Origin of the sequence: Pseudomonas sp. B6001 (assembly GCF_013386015.1) — a bacterium.
In the GTDB taxonomy this organism is placed as follows: domain Bacteria; phylum Pseudomonadota; class Gammaproteobacteria; order Pseudomonadales; family Pseudomonadaceae; genus Aquipseudomonas.
The window spans coordinates 493,642-519,985 of the sequence record NZ_JACAOX010000002.1 but is presented as its reverse complement, the minus strand read 5'-3'; the positions used below and the strand labels follow the sequence as shown (position 1 = coordinate 519,985).

19 protein-coding genes are annotated in these 26,344 nt (G+C 63.9%); 11 read left to right on the top strand and 8 right to left on the bottom strand.

Annotation, left to right across the window (positions count from 1 at the left end; translation table 11 throughout):
* Positions 1-31 precede the first annotated feature (31 nt).
* The 8 genes from tssH to tssA all read right to left on the bottom strand — a co-directional run bounded on the left by tssH (position 32) and on the right by tssA (position 9,860).
* Positions 32-2,689, bottom strand: a complete 2,658-nt coding sequence (tssH, locus tag HX821_RS04750; RefSeq protein WP_177035350.1) for a type VI secretion system ATPase TssH — start codon at positions 2,687-2,689, stop codon at positions 32-34.
* Positions 2,682-3,725 (bottom strand): type VI secretion system baseplate subunit TssG, encoded by a 1,044-nt coding sequence (tssG, locus tag HX821_RS04745; RefSeq protein ID WP_134327536.1) that lies wholly within the window; start codon positions 3,723-3,725, stop codon positions 2,682-2,684. Before tssG ends, tssH begins: the two co-directional genes overlap by 8 nt.
* Complete coding sequence (tssF, locus tag HX821_RS04740) at positions 3,689-5,548, bottom strand: type VI secretion system baseplate subunit TssF (protein ID WP_063033828.1); 1,860 nt, start codon at positions 5,546-5,548, stop codon at positions 3,689-3,691. Before tssF ends, tssG begins: the two co-directional genes overlap by 37 nt.
* Positions 5,545-6,060 carry a type VI secretion system baseplate subunit TssE gene (tssE, locus tag HX821_RS04735; protein WP_003213348.1) on the bottom strand — a complete coding sequence of 172 codons (516 nt, stop codon included), beginning with the start codon at positions 6,058-6,060 and terminating at the stop codon, positions 5,545-5,547. Before tssE ends, tssF begins: the two co-directional genes overlap by 4 nt.
* A 78-nt stretch (positions 6,061-6,138) precedes the next feature.
* The gene (locus tag HX821_RS04730) at positions 6,139-6,627 is read right to left on the bottom strand and encodes a type VI secretion system tube protein Hcp (RefSeq protein WP_003213345.1); all 489 of its coding nucleotides are present in this window, start codon (positions 6,625-6,627) and stop codon (positions 6,139-6,141) included.
* Positions 6,628-6,780: 153 nt separating this feature from the next.
* Complete coding sequence (gene tssC, locus HX821_RS04725) at positions 6,781-8,277, bottom strand: type VI secretion system contractile sheath large subunit (RefSeq protein WP_003213343.1); 1,497 nt, start codon at positions 8,275-8,277, stop codon at positions 6,781-6,783.
* A 2-nt stretch (positions 8,278-8,279) separates the two neighbouring features.
* Entirely contained in the window at positions 8,280-8,786 is a 507-nt protein-coding gene (gene tssB, locus HX821_RS04720; protein WP_003213340.1) for a type VI secretion system contractile sheath small subunit, read from the bottom strand.
* 54 nt (positions 8,787-8,840) lie between these two features.
* Positions 8,841-9,860, bottom strand: a complete 1,020-nt coding sequence (gene tssA, locus HX821_RS04715) for a type VI secretion system protein TssA (RefSeq protein WP_087693721.1) — start codon at positions 9,858-9,860, stop codon at positions 8,841-8,843.
* 403 nt (positions 9,861-10,263) lie between these two features.
* On the opposite strand from tssA, the gene tagH reads away from it, so the two are divergent.
* Genes tagH through HX821_RS04660 form a run of 11 tightly spaced genes read left to right on the top strand, consistent with a single transcriptional unit; the run spans position 10,264 to position 26,264 of the window.
* Complete coding sequence (gene tagH, locus HX821_RS04710) at positions 10,264-11,595, top strand: type VI secretion system-associated FHA domain protein TagH (RefSeq protein ID WP_023659289.1); 1,332 nt, start codon at positions 10,264-10,266, stop codon at positions 11,593-11,595.
* Positions 11,596-11,647: 52 nt separating this feature from the next.
* Entirely contained in the window at positions 11,648-12,154 is a 507-nt protein-coding gene (tssJ, locus tag HX821_RS04705) for a type VI secretion system lipoprotein TssJ (RefSeq protein ID WP_003213332.1), read from the top strand.
* 14 nt (positions 12,155-12,168) lie between these two features.
* Positions 12,169-13,503, top strand: coding sequence for a type VI secretion system baseplate subunit TssK (gene tssK / locus HX821_RS04700; RefSeq protein ID WP_177035349.1), 1,335 nt, complete (start codon positions 12,169-12,171; stop codon positions 13,501-13,503).
* A 6-nt stretch (positions 13,504-13,509) separates the two neighbouring features.
* The gene (locus HX821_RS04695) at positions 13,510-14,799 is read left to right on the top strand and encodes a DotU family type VI secretion system protein (RefSeq protein ID WP_177035348.1); all 1,290 of its coding nucleotides are present in this window, start codon (positions 13,510-13,512) and stop codon (positions 14,797-14,799) included.
* The gene (gene tssM / locus HX821_RS04690) at positions 14,796-18,296 is read left to right on the top strand and encodes a type VI secretion system membrane subunit TssM (RefSeq protein ID WP_177035347.1); all 3,501 of its coding nucleotides are present in this window, start codon (positions 14,796-14,798) and stop codon (positions 18,294-18,296) included. The genes HX821_RS04695 and tssM overlap by 4 nt, the downstream gene beginning before the upstream one ends.
* Positions 18,293-18,946, top strand: a complete 654-nt coding sequence (gene tagF, locus HX821_RS04685) for a type VI secretion system-associated protein TagF (RefSeq protein ID WP_003213323.1) — start codon at positions 18,293-18,295, stop codon at positions 18,944-18,946. Before tssM ends, tagF begins: the two co-directional genes overlap by 4 nt.
* Complete coding sequence (locus HX821_RS04680; protein ID WP_003213320.1) at positions 18,947-19,666, top strand: PP2C family serine/threonine-protein phosphatase; 720 nt, start codon at positions 18,947-18,949, stop codon at positions 19,664-19,666.
* Positions 19,663-22,671 carry a serine/threonine-protein kinase gene (locus tag HX821_RS04675; RefSeq protein WP_177035346.1) on the top strand — a complete coding sequence of 1,003 codons (3,009 nt, stop codon included), beginning with the start codon at positions 19,663-19,665 and terminating at the stop codon, positions 22,669-22,671. The genes HX821_RS04680 and HX821_RS04675 overlap by 4 nt, the downstream gene beginning before the upstream one ends.
* Positions 22,671-23,375, top strand: coding sequence for an ABC transporter ATP-binding protein (locus HX821_RS04670; protein WP_177035345.1), 705 nt, complete (start codon positions 22,671-22,673; stop codon positions 23,373-23,375). The genes HX821_RS04675 and HX821_RS04670 overlap by 1 nt, the downstream gene beginning before the upstream one ends.
* On the top strand, positions 23,375-24,559 hold the full coding sequence (locus HX821_RS04665) for an ABC transporter permease (protein WP_177035344.1): 1,185 nt from the start codon (positions 23,375-23,377) through the stop codon (positions 24,557-24,559). The genes HX821_RS04670 and HX821_RS04665 overlap by 1 nt, the downstream gene beginning before the upstream one ends.
* Positions 24,552-26,264 (top strand): SUMF1/EgtB/PvdO family nonheme iron enzyme, encoded by a 1,713-nt coding sequence (locus tag HX821_RS04660; protein WP_003213313.1) that lies wholly within the window; start codon positions 24,552-24,554, stop codon positions 26,262-26,264. Before HX821_RS04665 ends, HX821_RS04660 begins: the two co-directional genes overlap by 8 nt.
* Positions 26,265-26,344: the final 80 nt, after the last annotated feature.

Below are 26,344 nucleotides of genomic sequence, written 5' to 3'. Positions count from 1 at the left end.
GCTCCCACAGTTTTGATCGCATTCCGTCAGGTCAATCGTTGAAGTCGTAGTGCAATTCGTTATCCCGTGTGCTGATTCGCACGCCCGCCAGCGCCTTGCCTTCGAGCATGCGGGTGAGGAATTCGCGGCTCATGTCCGGCAGCAAGCTGTTGGTGAGGATGGTGTCGATCATCCGCCCGCCGCTTTCGGTTTCGGTGCAGCGGGACACGATCAGGTCGACCACGTCGTCGTCGTAATCGAAGGCGACTTTGTGGGTGTTCTCCACGCGCTTCTTGATGCGGTTGAGTTGCAGGCGGGTTATCGCTTTCAGCATCTCGTCGCTGAGCGGGTAGTACGGAATGGTCACCAGGCGGCCGAGCAGCGCCGGCGGGAAAATCTCCAGCAGCGGCTGGCGCAGGGCCTTGGCGATTTCCTCTGGCTCGGGGATGTTCGCCGGGTCTTTGCAGACCTGGGAAATCAGCTCGGTGCCGGCGTTGGTGGTCAGCAGGATCAAGGTGTTCTTGAAGTCGATCACCCGGCCTTCGCCGTCTTCCATCACGCCTTTGTCGAACACCTGGAAGAAGATTTCATGCACGTCCGGGTGGGCTTTTTCCACCTCGTCCAGCAGCACCACGCTGTAGGGTTTGCGCCGCACGGCTTCGGTCAGTACGCCGCCCTCGCCGTAGCCGATGTAGCCCGGTGGCGCCCCCTTGAGGGTGGACACGGTGTGGGCTTCCTGGAACTCGCTCATGTTGATGGTAATGACGTTCTGCTCGCCGCCGTACATGGCTTCGGCCAGGGCCAGGGCGGTTTCGGTCTTGCCCACACCGGAGGTGCCGGCGAGCATGAACACGCCAATCGGCTTGCTCGGGTTGTCGAGGCCGGCGCGGGAGGTCTGGATGCGCTTGGCGATCATCTGCAAGGCGTGGTCCTGGCCGATGATGCGTTTCTTCAGGTGCTGGTCGAGGTTGAGCACCGTCTCCAGTTCGTTGCGGGCCATGCGGCCCACCGGGATGCCGGTCCAGTCGGCGACCACCGAGGCCACCGCTTGGTAGTCCACGGTCGGCAGGATCAGCGGGGTTTCGCCTTGCAGGGTGCTGAGGCGTTGTTGCAGGTCTACCAATTGGGCCCGCAATTGATCATCGCCGCTGTCCACGACACCGGATTTTTCGCGCAACGTCGCACGGGTGGCGAGCAACTCATCCACCAGGGTTTTCTCTTCGGCCCAACGGCTTTCCAGGGTGGCCAGGCGCTCGCGTTCGGCGCTCAGCAGCGCTTCGCTGTTGGTCTGGCGCGCACCGATGGCGATGCCGATCGCGTGCTCGCGGGCGATGATTTGCAGCTCGGTTTCCAGTGCCTCGATACGGCGGCGGCTGTCGTCGACTTCTGCCGGCACCGCGTGCAGGCTGATGGCGACGCGGGCGCAGGCGGTGTCCAGCAGGCTCACGGATTTGTCCGGCAATTGACGCGCCGGAATGTAGCGGTGGGACAGCTTCACTGACGCTTCCAGCGCTTCGTCGAGGATCTGCACCTGATGGTGTTTTTCCATGGTCGAAGCCACGCCGCGCATCATCAGCAACGCCTTGTCTTCCGACGGCTCGGCCACTTGCACCACCTGGAAGCGACGGGTCAGGGCCGGGTCTTTTTCGATGTGCTTCTTGTACTCGGCCCAGGTGGTGGCGGCCACGGTACGCAAGGTGCCGCGGGCCAGGGCAGGCTTGAGCAGGTTGGCCGCGTCACCGGTCCCGGCGGCGCCACCGGCACCTACCAGGGTGTGGGCTTCGTCGATAAACAGGATGATTGGTTTCGGCGAGGCCTGGACGTCTTCGATGACCTGGCGCAGGCGCTGTTCGAACTCGCCTTTCATACTGGCGCCGGCTTGCAGCAGGCCGACATCGAGGCTGCGCAGTTCCACATCTTTCAGCGCGGGTGGTACGTCGCCGGCGACGATGCGCAGGGCGAAGCCTTCGACCACGGCGGTCTTGCCGACGCCGGCTTCACCGGTAAGGATCGGGTTGTTCTGGCGGCGACGCATGAGGATGTCCACCAGTTGGCGGATCTCTTCGTCACGCCCGACGATCGGGTCGAGCTTGCCGCTGCGGGCCTGTTCGGTCAGGTCGACGGTGAAGCGCTTGAGGGCTTCCTGCTTGCCCATCGCGCTCGGGGCCATGGCGCCGCTGGCCTCGCCCGGTACAGCACCGGCGTTGAAACCGTCGCTGGCACTCAGTGCATTTTCGGGCGAGTCGCCGACGTATTCATCAAAGCGTTCGCTCAGGGTTTCGGCCTTGATCTTGTCGAACTCACCGGACAAGCCCAACAGCGCATGGCGCAGGCTCGGCGTCTTGAGAATTCCCAGCACCAGGTAACCGGTGCGCACCTGGCTTTCGCCAAACATCAGGCTGCCGTAGACCCAGCCACGCTCGACCGCTTCTTCCACATGGGACGACAAGTCAGTGATCGACGTCGAGCCACGGGGCAGGCGGTCCAGGGCTTCGGTCAGGTCGCGGGCCAGACGCGCCGGCTCGACATTGAACTGTCGAATGATGCGGTGCAGGTCAGAGTCCTGCAGTTGCAGCAACTGGTGAAACCAGTGGGCCAGTTCCACGTACGGGTTGCCCCGCAGCTTGCAGAACACGGTGGCGGCTTCGATGGCCTTGTAGGCCACGCTGTTGAGTTTGCCGAACAGTGCGGCGCGACTGATTTCACCCATGCTCTGGATTCCTTGAGGTGTTGGCGTGTTCGGCGTAATGCCGGGCCAGGATTAGGTCGTTGGCGTCATGCTCGGGTTGGCCGAGCCAGGTGTTGAAGCCCAGGCGGAACTGGCCGTTGAGTTGCAGGGCCGGCACTTCCGGTTGGTGCAGAACCAGGTTCAGGTCCCAGTCCAGTTCGTGGCCCAGGTACTCGGCGACCCACGCCACCAGCTCGTTGAACGGCTGGCTGCCGGGCAGCATGCCCATGTAGTCATCGAGCTTCAGCGGGCCCAGGCGAATGCGGAATTTATGCTGGCGGTCCCATACGTGGCTGCCGAGGCAAAAGTCCACGCCCAGCTGGTTGGCGCTGACACTCACGCGGCTGCGTTCGGGCAGCTCCAGCCATTGGCCGACGTATTCTTCGATCTCCACCGGCAGGCCGAAGTACTCGCCGAGAATCGCTTTCAGGCCATCCGGGTAGCGGGTTTGCGCCGACAGGTGGCCGCTGTAATGCAGCTTCGCCGTGTCGGGGATCAGGCCCTGGTTGAGCAGGCTCGGGGTGCCGCGACCGCTCAATGCGGCGAGGCGCGCCGACCAGTAGTCATCGTCCGGGCGGTCATGGCTGACGGTCGGCCGTGCCTCGGCCCAGGCGCGATAAAACAGGGTCAGCAGGCGGTGGTGGAACACATCCAGGAAGCGCTTGCTGGTGCTGTCAGCGTTGTTGCGCTGGCGCTCACGCACGTACTCGGTGATGTGCAGCGGCAGCGGGCCGTTGGGGCCGCCGAGGCCGAAGAAGAACTGCTCCAGCCGTGCCGGCTGGCCTTCAGCCCCAGGTTCGACCGAGGCCAATGTGGCCGGCGCAAAGGTGCAATCGGCCTGCTGCCCGAGACGCAGCGGGTCATCCGCCAGGCGCAGGGAGTGCCCCAGGCGTGGCAGGTCCGGCGATTCGCACTCGATGCGCCGCAGCGCCTGGAAGAAGTCATATTCCCAGGGCTCCTGATGCATCGCATCCAGGGTACTCACAGGGTCGGACGGCGTCCGGGCTTGGCTTTCCATCGCATGATCTCGCCGCGTTCGGTGGTACGGATCACCGTCTCGGTAAAACTGTTGATCGACACGTAGCGTGCCAGGAACCGTTCAAACACCGCACCGAGCAGGAACACGCCGGTGCCGCGGAACGCGTTTTCATCAAATTCCAGAGTGATCTCAAGGCCGCGGCCAAACACGATCGGGCCGGGCATCGGCAGGCGCCGGGTCACCGCCTTGCTGCTGACTTCCCGCAGGCCTTCGATCTGCAATTGCAGGGCGGCGTCGTTGCTGTCGCCATACAGGCGCAGCAGTTCACGCAGCGCGGCGGCGCCCTGGCCTTGCTCGCTCAGCGACAGGTAGTTCAACGACAACTGGCTGATCAGACGCCAGGCCTTGGCGTCATGGGCATGGCTGGCGCGCGGGCGGCTTGGCCCGGCGACGCAGCGCACGGCCAAGACCGGCGCACTGTCGGCCAGGGTGAAGTCGGTCTTGCCGTTGCCCACGCTCATGAACAGCGGCAAGTCGCGGTTAGTGCACAGTGCGGTCACGCCCAGTTGGCGCAGGTCATGGCGGTACGGGGCTTGCTGGGTGTCCACCAGGCTGACGAAGGTTTCGCTGCCCACATAGGTGGAGCGCGGCCCGTTGCGGCGCTGGTCGCTGGACAACACGCGGGGTTCGCGACGCACTGTGTAGTAAGCCTGGTCACGGCCATAGCGCGATGGATCGCGTACTGCGTAGAACGGCAAAAACGGTTGCTCCGGTCCGGTGCCGTGGCCCGTGATGCCGCTCAAGGAGTGAATCTCGAAATCCATCGGTCGCGTGCGGTCGGCGATCACATGGTGTTCGTTGACCCGCTCGGACAAGTGAATCCGGTCCACACGCTTGGGAAACAGGTTGATTGCCGGGGTGCAGAACGGCACGAATTGCGCCTTGCCGACGCTGCCTTCCAGGCTCGGATCGTGGCGGTCGAACAGCACGATCAGTTCCAGCTCCTGGCCGTCACAGCGCTTGACGGCGCGGCTCAGCTCAGCGAATTCAACGAATAGAAAACGGTGGGGCAGGGCGAAGTATTCCTGGAGCAAGCGATAGCCCTGGAATGCCCGAGGCACCACCGGCATCGCCGCATCGGCGTCATCGAAACCCCGGGAGCGCAAGGCATCCGGCGGCAGGCGCTCAACCCAGTCACCGCCGGGCTTGCGCGCGAACACCGCGCAGGCATTGCCCAGCAGTTGTTCGTAGAGGCGGAACGGTTGTTCGTCGGCACCGCTGAGGTACAGCGGCAAATTATCCAGCGCGAGGCTGTTGAACGGCAGCTCGGCGCCGGTACGCAAGGTCAGGCGCAGGCCGGCCTTGGCCTTGGGTTCGCTGGCAGCCAAACGCCCGAGCACGGCGGACGGGTTGCCGAAGTACTCGGCCTGGGCGACCTGCAACGGCCACAGCGTCACCGGGTGCGCGGTGCGGTACTCGCAGCAGGTCTGGGTTTCGCGGCCCAAGGCGGCGCGCAGGACGGTGTCGCGGGGCAGTGGAAAACCACTGGCCAGGGAGCCTTCATCGGGATCGGCCTGCAACTGCACCACGGTCATCGACGGGGTCGGCGCCAGGTAGTGCGGGTAGGCGATCTCCAGCAGGTTGTTGGTGAAGGTCGGGTACTCGGCGTCGAGCTTGAGCTGGACCCGGGCCGTGAGATACGCAAAGCCTTCGAGCAAGCGTTCGACGTACGGGTCGGCGCAGTCCATGCCGGACAGGGTCAGCCGACTGGCGATCTTCGGGTATTCCTTGGCGAACTCGGCGGCGCTTTCGCGCACGTGGTGCAGTTCCTGGTTGTACAGCTCCAGCAGGCGCGGGTTCATGGGCGTCTCCGCTGGTCGGCATTGACCACACGCACATGGCCGGACTCCAGGTCCAGGTCGGTTTGCAGCAACAGGCGCAACGGCACCGGCTGCGCCCACAGGTCGCCTTCGATCTCGAAACTCAGGGCGTTGTGGTTCATCTCACCGTGGCCGACGCGTGCCTTGACCCGCAAGGTGTGGCGCAGGATGCGCGGCTCGAAGGTGGCGATGGCTTGTCGAATCAAGGCTTCCAGGGCGCTGATGTCGACACTGGAGACACTGTTGCCCGCCAGCGCCGGCAGCCCGTAATTGACCACCGACGTACCGGCCGGCGTGTGCAGCGTGGCATCGGCGTTGAGCAGTGAAGTGGTGTTGAGCAGCCACGTCAGGTCACGCAGCACCGAGGCTTTCAATTGGCTCAGGGACAGCACGCGTTTGTCGGCGCTTTCCTTGGGATTGGTCGGGTCATCGTCGGTCAACCGGTCCAGCAGGGACGGTTGCAGGCGATCGCGGGAAGCAATTTCAGTTACCACCAAAGCAGCTCCACGGACGGGTTGCGAGAGGAACAGGGGGCTTGCAGCCGCCACTTGGGGTGGCGGCTACAGGGGCAATCAGCGTTTGGTGTTGGAGCGAATGTTCCAGCCAAACTTGATCGCGCCGCCGTCTTTGGTGCCGTCGGCTTTCTGTGGCTGGTAGTCCACCATCACCTGGGCAAAGTTCAGGGTCACGTTTTCGGTCAGGCGGTCATCGCTGCCCGAACCGCCGGTGCTCAGGGAGGTGACCAGCACTTCTTCCAGGTTGATGATCATGTACTCGACCTGGCTTTCACCGCCGGCCTTGCGCACGGTCAGCGTGACCTTGTCGATGTGCTTGCCGCTCGCGCAGTGCATCATCAGGTTGGGCGAGGCCTTGTCGACGTACTTGGTCAGCGACAGGTCCTGGATGTTCACCTTGCCCGCACCGCCGCCACCGCCCACGTGCATGTTGCCGGACTGGGCCATGCCCCAGCTCCAGTTCAACACGTCGATTTCGTCCTTGTGGGCCTTGTCCATGGACTCGCCCTTGATGTCGCCGATCTTGATGAAAATATCAACAGCCATGTTTTCTCCCTGTGTGGTCTCAGCCACAGAATTTGTTAACGCTGATCGTTCCCACGCTCTGCGTGGTAACGCATCTTGTGACGCTCTGCGTCACTGGGACGCGGAGCGTCCCGGGCGGCATTCCCACGCGGAGCGTGGGAACGAGCGACGGTGTTACGCGCCTTTCGCCGAAGGCAGTTTCGATACCAGGCGCAGCGACACGGTCAGCCCTTCGAGCTGGTAGTGCGGGCGCAGGTAGAACCTGGAGTTGTAGTACCCCGGGTTGCCTTCGACGTCTTCCACGATCACTTCGGCGGCAGCCAATGGATGCTGGGCCTTGGTGGTTTCGGTGGAGTGCGCCGGGTCACCGTCGACGTAGTTGAGGATCCAGTCCTGCAACCAGCGCTGCATCTCGTCCTTCTCTTTGAAGGAACCGATCTTGTCGCGCACGATGCACTTCAAGTAGTGAGCGAAACGGCAGGTGGCGAACAGGTACGGCAGGCGCGCGGCCAGGTTGGCGTTGGCGGTGGCGTCCGGGTCATCGTATTCGGCCGGTTTCTGCAACGACTGGGCGCCGATGAAGGCGGCAAAGTCGGTGTTTTTCTTGTGCAGCAGCGGCATGAAACCGTTCTTCGCCAGTTCCGCTTCGCGGCGGTCGCTGATAGCGATTTCGGTCGGGCACTTCATGTCCACGCCACCGTCATCCGTCGGGAAGGTGTGGGCCGGCAGGTTCTCGACTTCACCGCCCGACTCCACGCCACGGATGCGCGAGCACCAGCCGAAGTGTTTGAACGAACGGTTGATGTTCACCGCCATCGCGTAAGCGGCGTTGGCCCAGGTGTACTTGGAGCTGTCGGCACCGTCGGTGTTTTCTTCGAAGGCGAAGGCTTCCACCGGATCGGTCTTGGCACCGTACGGCAGGCGCGCCAGGAAGCGCGGCATGGTCAGGCCGATGTAGCGCGAGTCTTCCGATTCACGCAGCGAGCGCCAGCCGGCGTATTCCGGGGTGGTGAAGATCTTGGTCAGGTCGCGCGGGTTCGACAGTTCCTGCCACGAGCCCATGCCCATCACGGTTGGCGAAGCGGCGGCAATGAACGGTGCGTGCATGGCGGCGCAGACTTTCGACAGCTCGCCCAGCAGCTCCACGTCGGGAGGCGACTGGTCGAAGTAGTAGTCGCCCACCAGGCAACCGTAGGGTTCGCCGCCGAACTGGCCGTATTCTTCTTCGTACATCTTCTTGAAGATCGGGCTCTGGTCCCACGCGGTGCCCTTGAATTTCTTCAGGGTCTTGTGCAGGTCCGGCTTGGAGATGTTGAGCACGCGAATCTTCAGCTGCTCATCGCTCTCGGTGTTGTTCACCAGGTAGTGCAGGCCACGCCAGGCGCTTTCCAGCTGCTGGAAATCCTGGTGATGGATGATCTGGTTGACCTGGGCGGTGAGCTTGGCGTCGATGGCGGCGATGATCGATTCGATCGACTTGATCGCGTCGTTGGACACCAGGTCGGTCTGGGCCAGAGCCTGCTCGGCCAGGGTGCGCACAGCGGTTTCCACGGCTTCGCGGGCACGCTCGGTCTTGGGTTTGAATTCTTGCAGCAGCAGGTTCGCGAACTCGCTGGCTTCTTCGGTGGTACCCAGGATCTGGGTGCCTTCGCGGGCGGTATTGTCAGTCATGATTACTGCTCCCCTGCAGGCTTGGGCGCGCTGGCAAGTGCCTGAAGCAGTGCCGGGTCCTTGATCGCCTTCATGATGATTTCTTCAGCGCCGGTCTTGCCGTCCATGTAGGTCAGCAGGTTGGCCAGCTGGGTGCGGGCTTCGAGCAGTTGCTTGAGCGAATCGACCTTGCGCGCCACAGCGGCGGGGCTGAAGTCGTCCATGCTTTCGAAGGTGATGTCCAGGCTCAGGTTGCCTTCGCCGGTCAGCTCGTTGGGCACGTGGAACGCGACGCGTGGCTGCATGGCCTTGAGGCGCGAGTCGAAGTTGTCGACGTCCACTTCAAGGAACTTGCGGTCGGCCACAGGCGCCAGAGGTTCGGCGGGCTTGCCGGCGAGATCGGCCATCACGCCCATGACGAAGGGCAGCTGGACCTTTTTCTCGGCGCCGTAGAGCTCGACGTCGTACTCGATCTGCACCCGAGGCGCACGGTTGCGCGCGATGAATTTCTGAGAACTTTGCTTCGCCACGTTGCTGCTCCTGGTCGCTTGAGCGACGGTGTTGTAACTGCGCGATCCGTACGCTTATTCGCTGTCCGGCCCGCGCAGATTTTCAAATTGGGACATGCCGTCGGGAATCAGGTTGCGCACGATGGCCGCAAAGTCGGCGTGCACCAGATTCTTCGCCCGGTTCAACAGCACCGGCAGCGGGCTCGAAGGCTCGTGCCGGGTGTAGTACGCAAGGATCTTGTCGAGGCTGCGCAGCACTTCATCGCGGCTTGCGATGTCGCCGGTCGGGCGTGCTGCAACGGGCGCGGCGGCGTATTCAACCGAGGGGGCATTGTCGTCACTGACAACCTCGGGCTCGCTGGCGGCGCCGCTGTGCGGGGCGTATTGGTTAAGTATCTGCACGGCCTGCTTGAGCAGTTGCTTCAAGGGGCCGAGGTCCACGCCCTGGGCGGAACCTACCTGGTCGCTGACGTATTGTTCGATGGCCTCACAGGCGTCGCGGGCGGCGTTCAGCGCGTCGCGGGTGGCTTGCAATTGCTCGGCATCGCTGTCGAGGAATGCGCCGTTAAGCTGTTCGGCACCGAGGTTTTCGCCGGGGAAACTCTGCAGCCCGCTGGCATTCAGCGCGGCGCGCAGGCTGACGGGCCCGAAGGTGCGCGAACGGGTGAGAATGGCCTCACGCAGCAGGCGGATGTTCGCGTCGCTGGCCACGCCGCTGAGGGCGTTGATGCGCACGGTGGGGTCGTTGTCGTCATCGGCATCCAGGCGCGGATGCAGGTCGGCCCAGTATTCGCGCAGCAGCGCGTTGATCAGTGCGAGTGCGTCGGCAAGCCCTGCAATGCCCTGGAGGGCGAGGGCGGCTTGCAACAGGAAATGGGTGATGCGCAGGTCTTTGCTGCGTTGCAGGAGGTCGAGACTTTGCTGCTGGATGCTGCGCCATTCCGGAGGTTCGGCAGGCAGGATCGAGTCGCCCATGCTGCGCTCGGGTTGACCCTGTGCGGCACGCTCAAGATGCAAGTAATCGGCGTCATATTCCAAGTCTTCGCCACAGGGCGAAGTCGCGGAAACGGCGGCGAGCAGCAGAGGCACATCCACTAAATTCGATCTCCCTATCAGCCCGTTAGATGACGGGCAACTCATGCATTAGTTGCGCGAGGAACTTTGCATGTTTTCTTGGTCTTATTTAGCGCTTTGACATCATGCTGATTTCAAAGTGCCATCATTGGTGTTCAAGAAGTTGTGCATTTTTGGTGTAGTACTTATGCCTTGTCAAGGTAAGCTATTCGCCCTCTATGACAGATGTGCGGTGCTTAACATCTTGTGCGACTGATCAGTCGAAGCAGGTGCCGAGGCAGGATTTTTGTCATACAGGCCGGTTAAGATCAGCAATTACGCGGGTTGAAGCAGGCTTTCAAGGTTTTGAAAGGATCTGTCGTGGATCTCTCGGAGCATTTCTCCCAGGGAACGGCCGCGCGCGAAGTATCAGCAAGGAGGCAAGATGTCGCTGTGCTTGACTATCACTAGTTATCACAAGATTACCCCTGGCCAGTGTTCTGAAAAGTCCCTGGATCAGGGAGTGATGGCTATTGGCCGCGGTTCCGAAAATGACTGGGTACTGCCTGATCCAGAACGTCTTGTTTCCACGCAACATTGCGTTATTCAGTACAAAGATGGTCGTTACTACTTAACTGATAACAGCACTAATGGAGTTGAGTTAGTGCATGCCGGTATTCGTTTGCGGCGGGGAAGCAGCGAGCCATTGCAGGACGGCGAACTGATCCGCATCGGCGATTACGAGATCCAGGCGCGTATCGATTTCAACCTGAAAGTGACAGATACCCCGTCTTTCACCGGTGACGCGTCCAACAGTTTCGAAGCCCTGATGGGCGCCGCCGTGAAGGCCCCGACGCCACCTCCGGTGATCGCGCCGCAGTTCCAGGGCGCCTCGTCGATGGACACCCTGCCGGACCTGTTCGACTTCCTCGCGCCCACCAGCGTACCGCCGGCCACCGTGCACGATCACGTGCCGGCCGAGCAGCACGACTTCCGCCCGCCGACACCGCTGCCCGTGGCTGAGCCGCCTGCGCCGGTGGTCTCGGGCTCAGTAATCCCCGAAGACTGGGATCTGTTCGGCGATGCCCCGGCACCCAGGCCTGTTGCACCGCCGCCGCCAACACCGCCACAGCCGCCGGTCATCGAGCCGCCCAAGGTCGAGCGCCCGCTCCCGGTGGCTGATGCCAGCCAGCCCGACCTGTTGCAAGCCTTCCTGCGTGGTGCGGGCCTCGATCAGTTGCGCCTGGACAAGGCCCAGGCCGAAGCCCAGATGGAAAGCATCGGCCGCAGTTACCGGCTGATGGTCGAAGGCCTGATCGACGTGTTGCGTGCCCGCAGCAGCCTCAAGGGCGAGTTCCGCATGCAGCAGACGGTAATTCAACCGGTGGAAAACAATCCGTTGAAATTCGCCCCGAATGCCGATGAAGCGCTACTGCTGCTCCTACGCCACAGCAATCAGGCGTTTATGGCGCCGGACTTGGCCGTGCGCGACAGTTTCGACGATCTGCGCGCCCACCAACTGGCCGTCATGGCCGGGGTCGAAGCCGCCATCAAGCACCTGCTGACGCGCTTTGAACCGGCGCAGCTCGAAGAGCGCATGGGCAAGCCCGGCGGGCTATCGAGCATTTTCAACGGCTCGCGCCAGGCCCAGTACTGGCAGCAGTTCACCGAGCTCTACAGCAATATTTCCCGCGAGGCCCAGGAAGATTTCCAGGACCTGTTCGGGCGTGAATTCAGCCGTGCCTACGAAGCGCACAGCAGCCGACAGCGTCACTAACAACGCAGTACATGGAACAACGGATAGCTAAGTACGTCATTGAGGACGCAGGATGATTCCCAGGTTTTTACTCGCAGTCGCCACCGCGCTTCTGCTGACGGCGTGTGCCAAGGATGCGGCCAAGCCCGAGGCCGCCGAAGCTGAGGCAGACACCGCCGCCGTCGAGCTGCATTTCCATGCCATCGCCGGGCTCAACCCCGGCGCCAATGGCCAGGCAGCCCCGGTACGGGTGCGGATTTTCGAACTGAAAAACGCCGCCACCTTCAGCCGTTCCGACTACTTCGCCCTGGCCGATCGCGCACAGTCGACCCTCGGCCTCGACCTGCTCGACCAGGACGAAGTGGTGATCCTGCCCGGCCAGCAATTGAGCATCCAGCGCGACCTCGACCCGTCCACCCGCCAGATCGGCCTGCTGGTGGGCTATCGCGAACTGGACCGCGCCGAGTGGCGCACGGTGCTCAACGTGCCGGCACGCCAATACACCGAATACCAGATCAGCCTCGATGTGCATGCCGTGCGTGCCGACGTCGTGGTTCCCCCATCCAGCCCTGCCCAATAAGAATCGGAGCCCCCATGTCCTGGAACAATCGCGTGGTCTGGTCGGAAGGCATGTTCATCGGAACGCAGCACTTCCAGCAGCATGACCGTTACCTGGAAAACCTGATCGATGCGCGCAGCCGCCCGTTGTCGGCGGGGGCCTGGGGCTTTTCCGAACTGTTGATCGACCAGGGCCTGCTGGCCCAGGGCAAGCTGGCGATCGTCTCGGCACGCGGCCTGTTACCGGATGGCACACCGTTCAATATCCCCCAGGACGACCTGGCGCCGAGCCCGCTGAATATCGACGACAACTTGCGCGATGGCCTGGTGTACCTGGCGTTGCCCCTCAAGCGTGCCGGCGCCCGCGACACCGTCGACGAAGGCGAGGCCCTGGAAGCCGCGCGCTATGTCAGCCAGGTGCGTGAAGTGCGCGACGACAACGCGCCCTTCGAAAACCGTGCGCCGGTGGCGGTCGGCTCCCGCGCCTTGCGCCTGTTGACCGCCCAGGATGGCATCAGCGATTACGCGGCTATCGGCCTGGTGCGCATCAAGGAAAAACGCGCCGACCGCGCCCTGGTGCTGGACGAGAGCTACATCCCGCCGGTCCTCGACGTGACGGCCAGCAAACCGCTGACCGCGTTTCGCAGCGAACTGCTGGGCCTGCTGCACCAGCGCGGCGAAGCGTTGGCCGGGCGCGTGGTGGCTTCGGGCGCCGGTGGTGCTTCGGAGATTGCCGACTTCATGCTGCTGCAACTGGTCAACCGCGCCCAGCCGCTGATCCAGCACCTGAGTCAGTTGAGCCCGCTGCACCCGGAGCGTTTCTTCAGTGAGCTGGTGAGCCTGGCCGGCGAGTTCTCGACCTTCTCCACCACGGGCCGCCGCCCCCACGAATACCCGCAATACCAGCATGACGACCTGGCCTTGAGCTTCACCCCGGTGATGCTGGCCCTGCGCGAGGCGCTGTCGATGCTGATCGACAGCAAGGCCACGCCGATCCCGATTGTCGAGAAAGCCTACGGCGTGCACGTGGCGATGCTGGCCGACAAAACCCTGATCGACAGTGCCAGTTTCATCCTGGTGGTGCGCGCCGATGTGCCGGGCGAAACCCTGCGCGCGCGCTTCGGCCAGCAAAGCAAAGTCGGCTCGGTGGAACACATCCGCGACCTGGTCAACCTGCAACTGCCGGGCATCGGCCTGCTGCCGCTGCCGGTGGCGCCACGGCAGATTCCGTACCACGCAGGCTCCACCTACTACGAGCTGGACCGGGGCAGCGAGCACTGGCAGCAACTGGGTAATTCCGGTGGCTTTGCGTTCCACATCGCCGGCCAGTTCCCGGGGTTGAACCTGGCTTTCTGGGCCATCCGAGGGTAATCCGCGATGCATCCGAATGACGATGACCGCACCCAGTTCATGCCGCGTCCCGGTGGCCGCGCGTCGGAGCCTGTTCGCGCAGAGCCGGCGCCGCTGTCGATGCCCGCTGCGCCGATCCTGACCGGCAAGGCCCAGGGCCTGAACCCGCTGGAAAGCGCTGCCGGCCCGTTGTTGTCGCTGCTGACGCGCCTGCGCAACACGATCTCGCACCCTGCGCCAGCGAGCCTGCGTGCGCAGTTGCTGGCTTACCTGCGCCAGTTCGAAGAACGTGCCGAGGCGGCCGGCGTGGCCCGCAACGATGTGCTGCTGGCGCGTTACGCGCTGTGCACCGCCCTCGATGAAGCCGTGCTGAGTACGCCGTGGGGCAGCGCCAGTGACTGGGGCAAGCAGAGCCTGCTGATCACCGTGCACAACGAGGCCTGGGGCGGCGAAAAGGTCTTCCAGCTGTTGGATCACTGCCTGCAAAGCCCGCGGGAACGCCTGTACCTGCTGGAGCTGTTGTACCTGTGCCTGTGCCTGGGTTTCGAAGGTCGCTACCGCGTGATGAACGATGGCCGCAGCCAGCTGGAAGCCTTGCGCGAGCGTACCGCTGCGGCGATTCGCAGTGCCCGTGGCGAGCATGAGCGCGAGCTGTCACCCCATTGGCGCGGCGTGACCGTGGCCCGTGATCGCCTGGCGCAGTTCATGCCGCCATGGATCGCCGTGGCCATCGGCCTGGCACTGCTGTTGGCATTGCTGTTCGGGTTGCGGATGAAACTGGCGTCGGATGCCGAGCCGGTGTTCAAGAATATTCATGCCCTGGGGGAGATCCCGGTGCAGGCCATCGACCGTCCGGTGGCCCAGCCGAAAATCATTGAGCGACCGCGTCTGGCAGGCTTCCTGGTGGAAGACATCAAGGCCGGTCGCGTAGCCGTGGAAGATGCCGTCGACCGCTCCGTGGTGACCATCCGTGGTGATGAACTGTTCGCCTCGGCCAGCTCCAGCATCGTCGATGACTTCCAGCCGCTGATGCTGCGTATTGCCGACGCCATCCGCAAGGTCAAGGGCCAGGTGCGGGTCACCGGCCACAGCGATAACCGTCCGATTGCGACCCTGCGCTTTCCGTCCAACTGGGCGCTGTCCGAGGCGCGGGCCAAGTCGGTGCTGGAGATTCTCGCGGCCAAGACCGGCCAGCCGGAACGCTTCAGCGCCGAAGGCCGCAGCGACACCGAGCCGGTGGCGACCAACGCCACAGCCGAAGGCCGTGCGCGCAATCGCCGGGTAGAAATCACCGTATTGGCGGAGGGCGTCGAGTGAAGGCGTTTTTCAGTTTTGTGATTCGCTGGGTGATCCCGCTGCTGGGCCTGATCGCCTTGAGCCTGATCATCTGGTTTGTGGGCCCGTTGCTCGATGTGCTGGTGCCGGAAGGGCGCCGCTGGGCGCTGATCATCCTGGTGTTCGCGGTGTGGATTGCCTACCGCGTATTCCGGATTATCCAGGCCCGGCGCCAGGCCGCCGAAGTGATGCGCAGCCTCGCGGCGGAAACCCCGCCAGACCCTGCCAGCGTCGCCACCGCCGAAGAGCTGGCGACCCTGCGCCAGCGCATGGACGAAGCCCTGGCCCTGTTGAAAAAGGCCAAGCTGGGCGGTGACGAGCGCCGCAACCTGTATGAGCTGCCGTGGTACGTGATCATCGGCCCGCCGGGCTCGGGCAAGACCACCGCGCTGGTCAATTCCGGGCTGCACTTTCCCTTGGCGGCGCAGTTGGGTGCCGGTGCGGTACGGGGCGTGGGCGGTACGCGCAATTGCGATTGGTGGTTTACCGACCAGGCCGTATTGCTCGACACCGCTGGCCGCTACACCACCCAGGACAGCAACTCCACGGTGGATAAAGCCGCCTGGCTGGGCTTTCTCGACCTACTGAAAAAGCAGCGTTCCCGGCGCCCGATTGATGGTGCGTTTATCGCCATCAGCCTCTCGGACCTGCTGCTGGGCAGCGACGCCGAGCGTGCCGCCCATGCCGCCGCGATCCGCCTGCGCATCCAGGAGCTGTACACCCAACTGGGCGTGCGCTTCCCGATCTACCTGATGCTCACCAAGCTCGACCTGGTGCCGGGCTTCATGGAGTTCTTCGACAACCTGAGCAAGGAAGAGCGCGCCCAGGTGTGGGGCATGACCTTCGCCCTGGACGACGGCAAGAACAGCGACAGCCCGCTGGCCCATCTGCAAGGCGAGTTCGCCGGCCTGGAACAGCGCCTCAACGAGCGCCTGGTGGAGCGCCTGCAACAGGAACGCGACCCGGCGCGGCGCGACCTGATCTACGGTTTCCCGCAGCAGTTCGGCGCGTTGAAGGATTGCCTGCAAGGCTTCCTCGAAGGCGTGTTCAAACCCAACGCCTTTGAAGAGCGCGTCTTGCTGCGCGGTGTGTACTTCACCAGCGGCACCCAGGAAGGCAGCCCGATTGACCGCTTGATCGGCGCCATGGCCCAGAGCATGAACCTGGACCGCCAGCACCTGGCGCGCCAGACCGGCACCGGGCGCAGTTACTTCATCGAAAAACTGTTCACCGCCGTGGCGTTTGCCGAGCGTGGCCTGGTGGGCGTCAACCCGAAGGTCGAGCGCCGTCGCAAGTGGATTGCCCGGGGTGTGCTGGCCGCAACCGTGGCGCTGGTACTGGTCGTCAGCACGTTGTGGTGGGTGAGTTATCGCGCCAACCAGGCCTACATCGCCCAGGTTGACCAGAAGGTCGCGCCGTTGGGCCAGACCGTGCAGAACCTCAGCCCGGCACAGCGCGAAGTACTCGCGGTGCTGCCCCTGCTTAACGCCGTGAAGAACCTCGCGGGCGACTCGCCGAGCTGGTCCGAAGGCTTGGGCCTGTATCAGGGCGACATGCTCGAAGCCGAATCCGCCAGCGTCTACCGCAAGCTGTTGATCGCCGTGTTCGCGCCCCGTTTGGTGACGCGCATCGAAGAGCAACTGCACGGCGGCGGCAATTCCGACTTCCTCTACGAAGGTTTGAAGGCCTACCTGATGCTCGCCGACAGCGAGCATTACGACCCGGACTTCATCAAGGCCTGGATCGCCCTCGACTGGGACCGCAACTTGCCGCGCGACCTGCCGGCGGACCAACGCCAGGCATTGATCGGGCACTTGCAGGCCCTGTTCGAGCGGCATCCGCCCAGCGCCCGTCTCGACCCGCGCTTGATCGACGACCTGCGTCGGCAACTGCAGCAACTGCCGGTGGCCCAGCGCGTCTACGACCGCATCAAGCGCCAGAAACTGCCGGAAGGCGTGCCGGACTTTCGCATCAACGAAGCGGCGGGCCGCGATGCCGCGCTGGTGTTCAGTCGCAAAAGTGGCAAGCCGTTGGGTGAGCCGTTGAGCGGCTTCTTCACCGCCAAGGGTTATCGCCAGGGCTTCCTGCTGGCCAGCCTGAACCAGACTGGCACCCTCGCTGAAGAGCAATGGGTGCTGGGCCGCGAGCAGGCCGATCAACAAAACGTCGTCAGCCTCGCCGCCGATGTGCGCCGCCTGTACTTCCAGGACTATCAACGCCAGTGGGATGCGTTGCTGGCGGATATCGACTTTGTGCCGATCACCAGCGTGGCCCAGGCGGCCGACGTTTTGCGGGTGATTTCCGGGCCGACCTCGCCGCTGAAGAAGCTGCTGGTGGCAGTCTCCAAGGAGACCGATCTGCAGGCGGAAGAACGCTTGCTGGCCGCCAAGGGCGCGCCGGTGGAAGGTGGCGTGGACAAGCTCAAGGAACGCCTCGGCAGCCTGCTTGGCCAGGACCAGCCGACCGCGGATGCACCGGCGGCCAGTGAAGACCCGGTGACGACGCACTTCGCCGAACTCAACAGCATCGTCAGCAAGAACGAAGGCGAACCGGCAGCCATCGATGGCCTGCTGGCGGACATGAACGCGCTGTATGTGCAGGTCAGCGCCATGGTCGGTGCCAGTGGCGATGCGTTGCTCGGCGAAGCGAAAAACCAGGCGGCGGCTGCGGCCACGCGGGTCAGCCTGAATGCCGAACGCCAGCCGCCGCTGGTGCAGGGCATGGTCAAGTCAGTGGTCAACTCCACCACCAACAGCATGATGGGCGGGGTGCGCAACCAGCTGAATGCGGCGTGGGTCAGCGAAGTGGTGAACGTGTATCGCCAGTCCCTGGCCGGGCGTTATCCGATGTCGCCCGGCAGTGCGCGGGACGCGACCCTGGATGACTTCGGCCAGTTCTTCGGGGTGGGCGGGGTGATGGACAATTACTTCCGCAAGTACCTGCAACCTTACGTCGACACCTCCACGCAAACCTGGCGCTGGCAGCCGGGCGCGGCGCAGAAGCTCGGCATCGCGCCGGGCGTGCTGCAAACCTTCCAGCGTGCGGCGACCATTCGGGATGCGTTTTTCCGTGCCGGTGGCACCCAGCCGATCGTGCGCTTTGAACTCAAACCGGTGGCGATGGACGCGACCATCACCCAGTTCCTGCTGGACCTGGACGGCCAGCAACTGAGCTACGACCACGGCCCGAGCCGCCCGGTCGCGATGCAGTGGCCGAATCCCGGCAGCATTGGCGTGGTGCGCATTTCCATCATGCCGCCGTCAGCCAGCGGGCGCTCCGGTGTAACGCTGGACGGCCCGTGGGCCTGGTTTCGCCTGCTGGAGCAATCGGACCTGACCGCCGGCAATTCGCCGGACCGCTTCAACCTGCGTCTGCGGGTCGACGGCGCGAGCATCTCCTACGAGTTGCGGGCCAACAGTGCCTTCAACCCGTTCAAGAGCCGCGTGCTTAACGGCTTCAGCCTGCCGGAGCGGCTATGACCACGCTGGGTTTCTACGGCAAGTTGGCGTGCCGCGGCGACTTTGTCAGCCGCGCGCTGCCCCAGAGTTTTATCGGCCCTTGGGACAGTTGGCTGGCGTCCGGATTGCTCGCCAGCCAGACCCGCCTCGGGGCTGACTGGCTGAATGCTTACCTGGTCAGCCCATTGTGGCGCTTCGTGTTGGCGCCGGGTGTGTGCGGGCCGGACGCGGCGGTGGGCGTGGTGATGCCGAGCATCGACCGGGTGGGGCGCTATTTCCCGCTGACGGTGGCTGCGCTGTTGGATCATGACACCGACCCGGCCTCCATCATCGGCGGGCCGGATGCCTGGTTTGAGCAGGTGGAAGAGCTGCTGTTGAGCACGCTGGACGCCGGCGCCAGCTTCGAAGGTTTCAGCGGCGGGATCGAATCCCTCGGCGCTCCAGCCTGCCAACCTCGCACCTTGGGTAGTCGCTTTGCGGGCTTGCAGCGTGTCAACGCCACAGACCCTCAAGCGCGGATGACTGCGCTTGCCGAACAGGCCTGCGAAGGCGCGAGCCTGTGGTGGGGCCGTGGTTCGCAACAGATTTCTCCCGGTTTAATGCGGTGTCAGGGCTTGCCTGCTGCCGACGATTTTGCGCAATTTTTGCTCGGCCAAGAAGGTGTTGTGTAGATGCGGTCCACGTTCAAATCCGCCAGCAAAAGCCACGTCGGCATGGTTCGCCAAGTCAATGAAGACGCTTGCCTCGACCTGCCGGAAAACGGCCTGTGGGTGGTGGCCGACGGCATGGGCGGGCACGCGGCGGGGGATTACGTCAGCAGCCTGATTGTCGACAGCCTGCGCAGCATTCCCGTGGGCCGTTCTCTTGAGGAATACACGGCGGCGTTGCGCAGCGACCTGCTGCGAGTCAACGGCGCGGTGCGCGAAGAAACCGCCCACCGTGGCGTAACCATGATGGGCAGCACCGTGGTGTTGCTCGCCACCCGAGGCTTGCGCGGCGTGTGCCTGTGGGCCGGCGACAGCCGCCTGTATCGCCTGCGCGACGGCCTGCTGGAAAGCATTTCCCGCGACCACAGCTACGTGCAGGACTTGCAGGACAGCGGCCTGCTCAGCGAAGCCGATGCGCGGGTGCATCCACGGGCGAATATCGTCACCCGCGCGATTGGCGTGGAAGCACAGTTGGCGTTGTCGTCGGTCGACCTGTTGATCGCCCCCGGCGACAGTTACCTGCTGTGCAGCGACGGCCTGAACAAGACCGTCGAAGACCACGAGATCCGCGAAGTACTGAGCCATGCCGAGCCGGACGAAATCGTCCGCAGCCTGGTGCACCTGGGGCTCAATCGCGGCGCGCCGGACAACATCACCGCCATCGTTGTGAAGGTGTCGACATGAACATCATCATTCCCGGCTACGACATCGAAGGCGAAATCGGCGTTGGCGCCATGGCCAGCGTGTACCTGGCGACCCAGCGTTCCCTGGAGCGCAAGGTGGCGCTGAAGATCATGGCGGCGGCGCTGGCGGCCGACCCGAGCTTCTGCGAGCGCTTCCTGCGCGAAGGCAAGACCCTGGCGCGCCTGTCCCACCCGCACACCGTGACCATCCATGACATCGGCAATGTCGGTGAGCTGTACTACATGGCCATGGAATACCTGCCCAATGGCACGCTCAAGGAGCGCATCGCCGCGGGCCTGACGCCGGAGCAAGGGCTGACGTATATCCGCCAGATCGCGTCGGCGCTGGGCTACGCCCACGCTCAGGGTCTGGTGCATCGCGATGTGAAGCCGGCGAACATTCTGTTCCGCGCGGATGGCACGGCGGTGTTGTCGGACTTTGGTATCGCCAAGTCCCTGGATGACCGCACGCAGTTCACCCAGGCCGGATTTGCCGTCGGCACGCCGAGCTACATGAGCCCGGAGCAGGCCCGGGGCCAGGAAATTGACGGGCGCGCCGACCTGTATGCGCTGGGCGTGGTGCTCTATGAAATCCTCGTGGGCAAGTTGCCTTACAACGGCACCGATGCGCTTTCCACAGCACTGGCACACCTGACTGAACCGCTGCCGGAATTGCCGGTGCACCACGGGCGCTATCAGGAGGTGCTGCGCAAGCTGCTGGCCAAGGACCCGGCGGAGCGCTTCCCGGATGCGGCGGCGTTGCTGCTGGCGCTGGATCAGTTGCCGAAGGAGGAGCAGGTAGAGGCGACGTTGATTCGGCCCCTGCCGATTCCGGTTGCGGTCTCCAATGACCTGGCCGGACTCACGCCGGTTTCCATCGAAATCCCGACCGAAAAGCCGCAGCCACAACCCGTGCGGCAACCGGTGGTGACGCCGACGCAACACTCGGCCGTGTCCGGACAAAACCGTGGGCCGGTGCTGGCGTTGGCGGCAGTTGCCGTGGCAGTCGCGCTGGCGATTGCGGGCGCAAGTTACTGGTGGTTGAAAGATGACGCGCCAGCCGCCGCGCCGCCGGTTGCCGAGGCGGCCAAGACCATCGCGCCGCCTGCCGCGCAACCGGTAGCGGCGCAGGTTGACGGCGGTCAACGCCCTTTGCTGATGGCCGGCAAGAAAACCCTGTTCCAGCGGGTACTGAGCAAGCCCGGCGCCAAGCTTTCCCACGAAGCGGGCGGGGCGCCTGGCGAAGGTTTGCCGGCGTTTTCCGTGCTCTATGTCTACCAACGCAAGGACGTCGACGGCAGCCCCTGGCTGCGGGTTGGCGCCGCCACCGACGGGCGCAGCGACGGTTGGCTGCCGGCGGCGCAAGCCAGCGACTGGAAGCAGAGCCTGGTGCTCAAGTTCACCGAGCGTTCGGGCCGGGCGCCGGTGATGTTCCTGCGTCAGTCCGCTGAAGTGGAGAGGCTTTTAGCCGATCCCGCAGCGGCGAAAAACCTGCTGCTCAAGGTGCAGAAAAACACCGAGGACAACCAGCAGGTGCTGGCCCTGGAGCCGACCGCAAGCGCCGTCCCGCAGAACCAGTTCTATTTGCTGCCGATCTTCGACTCCAAGGAGAGCTTCGACGAAAACGGCCAGCCGGTGCAGCTGCTCAACGTCGCCTCCATCGACCCTGGCAGCACACCTGATGTCATCGCCAAGGCTGTCGCTCGAACGCCGGTGACCGACGCCAGCGCCGATGCCTTCCGCACTGCGGTGGTGCTGGTGGTCGACACCACGGTGTCGATGCAGCCCTACATCGACCAGGTTCGCGACGTGGTCCACGAGCTGCAAACCCGCATCGCCGAGCGTGGCGAACTGGACAGCGTGAGCTTTGGCCTGGTGGGTTTTCGCAACAGCATCAAGAAAACCCCCGGCCTGGAGTATGTGGCCAAGACCCTGATCACCCTCGACCAAGGGCGCGACCCGCAGCGCTTCCTCGACATGGCGCGGCAGGTCAAAGCGTCGACGGTGTCCAGCCACTCGTTCAATGAAGACGCGTTCGCCGGTGTCATGCAGGCGGTGGAAGGCATGGACTGGTCCGGCTACGGCGGGCGCCTGATCCTGCTGGTGACCGACGCCGGTGCGTTGCGCAAGAACGACCCGTTCGCCACCACCCAGATGAACGAAGCCGAAGTGCGCCAGGCGGCGCTGGGCAAGCAGATCAAGATCTACGCCTTGCACCTGCGCACCGAAGCCGGGAAGAAAACCCACAGCGGCGCCGAAACCCAGTACCGGACCCTGACCGCCGATGCCAACCCGCAGATCGGCGACCTGTACACGCCGGTGCCCGGTGGCGATGTACGCAAGTTTGGCGAGCGGGTCGACGAGATCGGCACGGTGTTCGCCAACCTGGTGCATCAGGTGCGCAGCAACACGCCGCAGCCGGTGCCGCTGCTCAGTGCCGCGCCGACCCTGGCGGACAAATCCGCCGCCGTCGGTTACGCGATGCACATGGATTTCCTCGGCCGCAAAACCGCGAGCCACGCGCCGCAACTGGTGAGTGCCTGGACCGCCGACCGCGACCTGACCAACACCGCGCTGCCGGCCTTCCAGGTGTGCGTGATGTTGACCAAATTGCAGCTCAACGATTTGCAGCAATCCTTGAAACTGATCGTCGACGCGGCGCGCAAAACCCAGACCTCACCGAAGGATTTCTTCCAGGAAATCGCCAGCGCCTCGGCCTATATGAGCCGTGATCCACAGGCCTTGAAAAAGGGCGGCAACCTGGCGGACGGCGGCATCCTTGGCGAATACCTGGAAGGCCTGCCGTACCGCAGCAAGTCGCTGAACATGACCCAGGATTTGTGGCTGTCGTTGAGCGTGGCCGAGCAGGAAGACTTTATCGACGAGCTGGATTCGAAGATCCGCCTCTACGAAACCTTCCATAACGATGTGGCCAACTGGGTCCGTTTCGGCGATGCCGAGCCGGGTGATGCGTTGTACCGCGTGCCGCTGTCGACGCTGCCGTAATGCTGAACTTGAGCGCAGTGCACAAGAGCCGGGGCGTTGGTGCCCAGCGCTACAGCCTGGTGATACCGGGCTTGCAACTGCGTGCGGGTGAACAGTTGGCGGTGGTCGGGCCGAGTGGCTGTGGCAAGAGCACCTTGCTGGATTTGCTCGCGCTGGTGTTGGCGCCAGATCAGGTCGGGCAGTTCGATTTCAACCGCGTCGACATTGCCGGGCTTTGGCGTGGTAACCAGCAAAGCGCGCTGGCGGAGCTACGCAGTCGGCACCTGGGTTACGTGCTGCAAACCGGCGGCCTGCTGGGCTTTCTCGATGTGCGCGGCAACATTGCGTTGTCGCGGCAACTCCTGGGTTTGAAAGACGACGGCAGCGTGGCGCGGTTGGCCGAGCAGTTGGAAATCACTGATCAGTTGGACAAGAAGCCGGCGGCGTTGTCCGTCGGCCAGCGTCAGCGGGTCAGTTGCGCAAGAGCCCTGGCCCACGGTCCGCAGCTGTTGCTGGCGGATGAGCCCACCGCTGCGCTCGACCCGTTGAACGCCGAGCGGGTGATGCAGGCGCTGTTGGCCCAGGCCCGGAATAACGGCGCGTGCTGCGTGATCGCCACCCATGATGAACCCCTGGCCCGGGCCAGCGGCTTGCAGGTGCGGCGCATCAGTTGCCGTCGCGACGCCGACGGCGGCGTCACCGCCACCCTTGGGGAGGCGTGCTGATGCGTATCGCCCTGGTGGCTTCCCTGGCCTGGCAGGATTACCGCAACGATGCGTGGCTGTCGGTGTGTTCGGTGCTGGCGCTGGTGGCGGTGATCGCGCCGTTGCTGGTGTTGTTCGGCCTGAAATTTGGACTGGTTAGCAGTTTGACCGAACGTTTGGAGAACGACCCGGCCACTCGGGAAATTATTCCGTTGGGCGGTGGTCGATTCAGCAGTGAATTTGTCGAGCAGCTCCGCCAGCGCAGCGACGTGGCGTTCGCTTTGCCGCGCACCCGGCAGATTGCGGCGACGGCGCAGTTGGGGACGGTGACGTTGGAGATGCTGCCGACCGCCGCCAACGACCCATTGCTGGCCGGCCTGCTGATGCCCAAGGGCCTGGATCAGATCGTGCTGAGCCACACCGCTGCCGAAAAGCTCGGGGCAAAGGCCGGGGATTGGCTGGAGGCGAGTTTTGGGCGCCAGGTGGCGGGGCGCGTCGAGTCGCAACGCCTGCGGGTTCAAGTGCTGCAGGTAGCGCCGCTGGAAGCCTTCGCCCGGGATGGATTGTTTGCGCCCTTGGGCTTGCTGGAAGCGGCGGAAGATTATCGCGATGGCCGCGCGGTGCCGGCGTTTGGCTGGGACGGCGATGCGGTGGGCGTCAGCGAGCAACGGGTATACCCGGCGTTCCGTTTGTATGCGCGGCGCCTGGTGGATGTGGAGCCGCTGCGGGTGTATTTCGCCGGGCAGAATCTGTTGGTGTCGACTCAGGCCCAGACCATCACCCAGGTGCAGTCGTTGAGCCGCAACCTGTCGATCGTGTTCTGGATCATCGCCGGGCTGGCGTTGGCGGGCGCGTTTGCCGCGATCTTTGCCGGGGTGCTGGCGTCGGTTGCACGCAAGCGTCGGGAGCTGTCGGTATTGCGGCTGTTGGGGTTTTCCACCGCCGGGTTGTTGCTGTTTGTGGTGTTGCAGGCGCTCTACAGCGCGGGGTTTGCCGCTGTATTGAGTGGGCTTTTATATGGCTTGGCAGAGTCCGGCCTGAACCAATTATTCGTGCAGGTGCCGGGCGAATACGCCAGTCACCTGCTGGCGCGTCACTACGGCCTGGCCCTGGCAGCTGTCCTCGGCGTCAGCGCCGTGGCGGCGGCGTGTGGCGGTTGGCGTGTGGCGCGTATCCAGGCTTCTGAAGGAATCAGAGATGTATAAGTTACTGGGCGCCGCCATGGCGCTGACCCTGTCCTGCGTGGCCTGGGCCGATGAGGCGAGCGACAAGCTGGACAACCCCAAGCCGTTGCCGGATGACGTCAGCCTGCCGCTGCCCTGCGAAGGCAACATGGTGTTCCGCTATGCCTACGTGCTGGCCCAGGGCACCCTGGATGACCGCGAGATCAGCCTCGGCTACCCGTTCAGCGAAGGTGAAGCGGGCTACCAGCAGTCGTTCATTTCCGGTTATCGCCGCGACTTTATCAACGGCCAGTTCACCCTTAAGGACCTGCCCAAGGACTGGAACAAGGTCATTGCGCCGCTGATGCCGAAGACCGACGCCAAGACCCCGCTCAAGCCGATGCTGTACTTCATCGGCAAGTACGAAGTCACTGCGCGGCAATATGCGCAGGTCATGTCCCAGGCGCAATCCCTGGCCAGCGGCGAACCCGCCCCAGCGTGTGATGTGCCTACCGGGATGGCGGCGCGCTTGCCCAAGGTCAAGCTGTCGCGCTTTGAAGCCGAACGCTTCTCGGCGGTGTACAGCGCCTGGTTGATGAAATATCACCGCGAGCTGTTGCCGGTGAGTGGTCGCGGTGCTTCGGCAGATGACGGCGGGCTGGGCTTTGTGCGCCTGCCTACCGAAGTGGAGTGGGAGTTTGCCGCGCGCGGTGGCCAGGCGGTCAGCCGTCAGGACCTTGAAGGCCGACTGTTTCCACGGCGAACCGAGGGCAGCGAAAGCGATGGTCCCCTTGCCGATTACGCGGTGTTCAATCAGGTCGCGGGTGGCACCGGCCAGGCCGCACGGCTGATGCCCATTGGCACCAAGCTGCCCAACCCGATCGGCATGTTCGATGTGATCGGCAACGCAGCGGAAATGGTCCAGGAATCCTTCCAACTGGTGCACGCCGGGCGTCGCCAGGGCACCTACGGCGGGTTTGTGGTCAAGGGCGGCAACTACCTGGAAGGCGAGGGCACGCTGTTCACCGGCATGCGCCGCGAGTACCCGTTGTTCGCCGCCGATGGCACCGAACAAAGCAACGAGACCACCGGCTTTCGCGTAGCGATTGGCGCTTTGTCGGCACCGCGTTCGCGCTACAAGGAACTGTTTGCCCAGTGGCAGAAAGAAGGTCGCCTGGCCTCGCTGACCGATGCCATCGATGACGCCCAGGACCCGACCAAGCGCCTGGACAGCATCATCGCCGCCAGCGTCGACCCGCGCCTGCAAGCCGAGCTTGGGCTGGTCAACGAAGAGCTCAAGCGCAACGTCTCGCTGATCGCCCAGCAGCGCGAAGAAGCGGCCGGCAACCTGATTCAGTCTGCGGCCCTGGTGGCCGAGACCATCAACAACTACAACATCCGCCTGATCAATTTGCAGAAGAGTCGCCAGCAGGCCATCGACGCCAAGGACGAGGCCAGCGCGCAGCTGTTCGCCACGGCGATCACCAATGGGCGCAGTGCGCTGGACGGCGCGGTGGCGATCTACATCGACAACCTGGCCACCGGTACGCGCTACACCGATGCGGTGATCCAGGCGCAGTTTCAACGGATCAAGGAAGAGTTGGATCGCAAGCCGGTACTGGGCAAGAGCCTGGTGACGCGTGCGACGTTATTCGTTCGCCATGTGGGCAACTACCGCAAGCAACAGCGGGCCGACCCGGCGACGATTTTGAAGGAATTGCTCGCAGCGAGCGGTCAGCGGTCTTGACCGCTGGTTGTACGGCGAGCTTGGAAGGGACTCAGGCGGCGGTGGGCCGTGCTGGGCAAGTCAAACTTAAAAGAGAACAC